This window comes from Acidovorax sp. (assembly GCF_046341535.1).
GTDB lineage: Bacteria > Pseudomonadota > Gammaproteobacteria > Burkholderiales > Burkholderiaceae_C > Acidovorax.
This window is the reverse complement of sequence record NZ_JBKDRI010000071.1, coordinates 1-4,886: the sequence shown is the minus strand read 5'-3', so window position 1 is coordinate 4,886 and position 4,886 is coordinate 1. Positions and strand designations below refer to the sequence as shown.

4 protein-coding genes are annotated in these 4,886 nt (G+C 64.7%); 3 read left to right on the top strand and 1 reads right to left on the bottom strand.

The features are described from left to right. On the bottom strand, positions 1 to 110 hold a 110-nt coding region (locus ACK543_RS04845), incomplete at its 3' end, for an RHS repeat-associated core domain-containing protein (RefSeq protein ID WP_409941720.1). A gap of 1 nt (position 111) precedes the next feature. Here ACK543_RS04845 and ACK543_RS04840 point away from each other — a divergent pair. The 3 genes from ACK543_RS04840 to lptE all read left to right on the top strand — a co-directional run bounded on the left by ACK543_RS04840 (position 112) and on the right by lptE (position 4,062). Next, positions 112 to 240, top strand: a complete 129-nt coding sequence (locus ACK543_RS04840; RefSeq protein WP_409941719.1) for a hypothetical protein — start codon at positions 112 to 114, stop codon at positions 238 to 240. A 595-nt stretch (positions 241 to 835) separates the two neighbouring features. Next, positions 836 to 3,547 carry a leucine--tRNA ligase gene (leuS, locus tag ACK543_RS04835; protein WP_409941718.1) on the top strand — a complete coding sequence of 904 codons (2,712 nt, stop codon included), beginning with the start codon at positions 836 to 838 and terminating at the stop codon, positions 3,545 to 3,547. A 14-nt stretch (positions 3,548 to 3,561) separates the two neighbouring features. After that, positions 3,562 to 4,062 carry an LPS assembly lipoprotein LptE gene (gene lptE / locus ACK543_RS04830; RefSeq protein ID WP_409941717.1) on the top strand — a complete coding sequence of 167 codons (501 nt, stop codon included), beginning with the start codon at positions 3,562 to 3,564 and terminating at the stop codon, positions 4,060 to 4,062. Positions 4,063 to 4,886 lie beyond the last annotated feature (824 nt).

Sequence of the window (4,886 nt, the reverse complement as noted above, 5' to 3'; positions counted from 1 at the left end):
AGCCCAATCGGATCCCCCTGCGTATACCGCCCCGTCCTGCTGTCGTAGCTGCGGTAGTAGTTGTAGTGCAGTTTCGTCTCTTTGTCGAAATACTGCCCAGGATAGCGCAGGTTGAACGTGACCTCGGGGGTGCTGGTGGTGCCCGTGGTGGGGTTGGTGGTTTCGCTGGTGAAGCGTTTGGCTGCGATGGTGGGTTGCTCGTCTCCAAACGCACTGTACGCCCATTGCCATGCGGTTTGACCGTTGGCCTGGGTGAGTTTGCGGGGTGGCGCTGAGGCTCCCGATGTCGCAGAAAAAACTCGGCAGCGGCTCGATCAGGCCCTGGGGTGAAGCGTTTTTTCGTCATCGGCCAGCGGCTTGCTGAGGTTTTGGCGCTGCCTTGTTTGCTGATGGGGCCATAGGGGGCTGGGTTTCGAAGACGCGCTGGCGCAGCAGCTTGTCGGACCCGGAAGCGTCGAGCGCGAAATTTGAGGGTTTCATTCAAATCGGCCCCAGCGAGGCCCGTTTTTGCCGAATTTAAGGCACTGGCGCTGAGCGATGGGGCAAAAGGCGGCGAAAATTGGCGCCCTGTGGCGGATTGGTGGCCGACGATTTACAAGTTCGACAGGCTCCTGCGGAGACTCTGCAAAAAACCCTGCGGGCTCCGCTGGCGCGGGCTTGGGCAGACCACAGCGTTTCTTTTCTTGCCCACAGCGCGGCTATGGGTTGCAAAAGCGCCTTGTGCCCTGTTCCGATCGGCACCAGCGCATCCTCTCGGGGGTGATGTACGAGTTTCCCTAGAATCTGCGCAGCGCAGCCAGGCCCCGGCTGCCCACTTCTCTGACCCCTTTGCCCCATGCAAGACAAATATTCTCCCCAAGACGTCGAGCGCGCCGCGCACGACCACTGGAACGCTGCCGACGCCTACCGCGTGACGGAAGACGCGAACAAAAAGAAGTTCTACGCCTGCTCGATGCTGCCGTACCCCAGCGGCAAGTTGCACATGGGCCATGTGCGCAACTACACCATCAACGACATGCTCACGCGCTACCTGCGCATGAACGGCTACAACGTGCTGATGCCCATGGGCTGGGATGCCTTTGGCCTGCCTGCCGAAAACGCCGCGCTGAAAAACGGCGTGCCGCCGGCCCAATGGACGTACGACAACATTGCGTACATGAAGACGCAGATGCAGGCCATGGGCCTGGCGATTGACTGGAGCCGCGAGGTCGCCACCTGTGACCCCGAGTACTACAAGTGGAACCAGTGGTTGTTTCTGAAGATGCTGGACAAGGGCATTGCCTACCGCAAGACGCAGGTCGTGAACTGGGACCCGGTGGACCAGACGGTGCTGGCCAACGAGCAGGTGATTGACGGCAAGGGCTGGCGTACCGGGGCCACGGTGGAAAAGCGCGAGATCCCCGGCTACTACCTCAAGATCACCGACTACGCCGAAGAGCTGCTGGACTTCGTCACCGGCGACAAGCTGCCCGGCTGGCCCGAGCGCGTCAAGCTGATGCAGGAAAACTGGATCGGCAAGAGCGAAGGCGTGCGCTTTGCCTTCCCGCACGACATCCGGGGCGGCGATGGTGCGCTGATTGGCGACGGCAAGATGTATGTGTTCACCACGCGCGCCGACACCATCATGGGCGTGACGTTCTGCGCCGTGGCACCCGAGCATCCGCTGGCCGCGCACGCCGCCAAGGGCAACCCGGCAATCGCGGCGTTCATCGACGAGTGCAAGAGCGGCGGCACCACCGAAGCCGAGCTGGCCACGCAGGAAAAAAAGGGTGTGCCCACGGGCCTGTATGTCACGCACCCGCTGACCGACGAGAAGGTGCCGGTCTGGGTGGGCAACTATGTGCTGATGGGCTATGGCGACGGGGCGGTGATGGGTGTGCCCGCGCACGACGAGCGCGACTTTGCGTTTGCGCTCAAGTACGGCATCGAGATCAAGCAGGTGGTGCTGGTGGATGGCGAAACCTTTGACTACCACCATTGGCACGACTGGTATGGCGACAAGCAGCGCGGCGTCACCATCAACTCGGACAGCTTCAGCGGCCTGAACTACCAGGATGCCGTGAATGCCGTGGCGCATGCGCTGGAGCACAAGGGCCTGGGCGCGAAGAAGACCACCTGGCGTCTGCGCGACTGGGGCGTGAGCCGCCAGCGTTACTGGGGCACCCCCATCCCCATCATCCATTGCGATGAGCATGGCGCGGTGCCTGTGCCCGAGAAAGACCTGCCGGTGGTGCTGCCCACCGACTGTGTGCCCGACGGCTCGGGCAACCCGCTGCACAAGCACGAAGGCTTCCATGCGGGCGTGACCTGCCCGGTGTGCGGCAAGCCCGCCCGGCGCGAGACGGACACCATGGACACCTTTGTGGACAGCTCGTGGTACTTCATGCGGTATTGCGACCCCCACAACAGCGATGCCATGGTTGGCGATGGCACGGCCTACTGGATGCGTGACCCGCAGGCGTCCACCGGCGGCAGCGGCATGGACCAGTACATCGGCGGCATCGAGCATGCCATCTTGCACCTGCTGTACGCACGTTTCTGGACCAAGGTCATGCGCGACCTGGGCCTGGTCACGGTCGATGAGCCCTTCACCAAGCTGCTCACGCAGGGTATGGTGCTCAACCATATTTATTTCTGGCGTGACGACAAGGGCGGCAAGAACTACTTTCCACCGGAGACGGTCACCCCGGTGCTGGATGCGCATGGCCGCACCGTTGGCGGCAGGCTCACCGAGGCCGAGGGCCCGTACCCGAAGGGGCTGGCGCTGGAATACGGCGGTGTGGGCAAGATGGGCAAGACCGAGCGCAACGGCGTGGATCCGCAGGACCTGATTGCCAAGTACGGTGCCGACACCGCCCGCCTGTACACCATGTTCACCGCCCCGCCCGAAGCCACGCTGGAGTGGAACGACGCCGCCGTGGAGGGCAGCTACCGTTTTCTGCGCCGCGTGTGGAATTTTGGCGTGAAGCTGTCTGCTATGGATATGGAAGCAGCTACCGCAAGCGCAGCAAGCGCAAGCAGCCTGGAAGATATTGATTTTGGCAAGGAAGCCAAGGCCCTGCGGCTGGAGACCCACAACGTGCTCAAGCAGGTGGACTACGACTACCAGCGCATGCAGTACAACACCGTGGTCTCAGGCGCGATGAAGATGATCAATGCGCTGGAAGACTTCAAGGCCAGCGACTCGGCCAGCGGCCAGGTGGCGCTGGTGGAGGGCTTTGGCATTTTGCTGCGCGTGCTGTACCCCGCCACGCCGCACATTGCCCATGGCTTGTGGAGCAGCCTGGGCTACGCCAGCCATCTGGGCGACCTGCTCGATGCCCCCTGGCCGCAGGTGGATGTGGGCGCGCTGGTGCAGGACGAGGTCGAGCTGATGCTGCAGGTCAACGGCAAGCTGCGCGGCTCGGTGCTGGTGCCAGCCCAGGCCGACAAGGCCGAGATCGAGCGCCTGGCGGTGGCCAGCGAGGCCTTTGCGGCCCACAGCGGCGGTGCTGCGCCCAAGCGCGTGATCGTGGTGCCTGGCCGCCTGGTCAACGTGGTGGTCTGAGGGAGCCCGGGCACATGAACAAGCGCACGCTGCTCGCCCTGACGCCTGCCGCCCTGCTGCTGGGCGCATGCGGCTTTCGGCTGCGCGGCGTGCCCGAGTTCGGTTTCCAGTCGCTGTACATCAACGCCAGTGCCGCCTCGTCGCTGGCGCGCGAGTTGCAGCGCACGCTGGAGGGCTCGGGCAGCCAGCTCAAGGTGCTGCGCGATCCCGCTGCCATGCCCACGGCCCAGGTCATCATGGACCTGCTGCAGGAGCAGCGCGAACGGGTGGTGCTGGGCCTGAATGTCTCGGGTCAGGTGCGCGAACTGCAGCTGCGCCTGCGCGTGAAGTTCCGGCTGCGCACCCAGACCGGGGTAGAGATCATCCCCGACACCGAACTGCTGCAGCAGCGCGACATCAGCTACAACGAAACCATCGCCCTGGCCAAGGAGGCCGAAGAGGCGCTGCTGTACCGCAACATGCAGACCGACATCGTGCAGCAGTTGCTGCGGCGGCTGGCGGCGGCGCGGCTGTAGTCACGGCGCGGGCGGCGTCGGGGGGGCTGAACGCACGGGCACGGGCACGGCGCATGGGATGGAGTGCGGCGCTGTGCGGCACTTCGCGGCACTGCAATGGGTGGCGTCATGCCATGCGAGTTGGCGCTCCATGCCTCTCGCCACCATGCGAGTCGGCGCTCAACCCCTCTCACCACCGTTCGGGCTGAGCCTGTCGAAGCCAGCGCCCCACCCCACCGTTCGTGCTGAGCCTGTCGAAGCCAGAGCCCCACCCCCACCGTTCGTGCTGAGCCTGTCGAAGCCAGGGGCCCCGCCCCACCCGTTCGGGCTGAGCCTGTCGAAGCCAGGGCCCCACCCCACCCGTTCGTGCTGAGCCCGTCGAAGCCAGCGCCCCACCCCACCCGTTCGGGCTGAGCCTGTCGAGGCCAGGGCCCCACCCCACCCGTTCGTGCTGAGCCTGTCGAGGCCAGGGCCCCACCCCACCCGTTCGTGCTGAGCCCGTCGAAGTCAGCGCCCCACCCCACCCGTTCGGGCTGAGCCTGTCGAAGCCAGGGCCCCGCCCCACCCGTTCGTGCTGAGCCTGTCAAAGCCAGGGCCCCACCCCCCACCCGTTCGGGCTGAGCCCGTCGAAGCCTCGCGCAGCGCTTGGACAAACCCCGCGTGACCAGTCTGTGGCCCCGGTCCAAGGTGCGGTTCGAAGCTCTGCGCATGGCTTCGCCAGGCACAGCCCGAACGGCTGGTTCAAGTTCAAAGGTGCCGACTCAATAGGATCATCGTAAAACGGCAGTTGACCGCTTGTCATCTTGCCGCCCACCGCGTGGACTTGGGCCTTGGGTTGTTTTCGC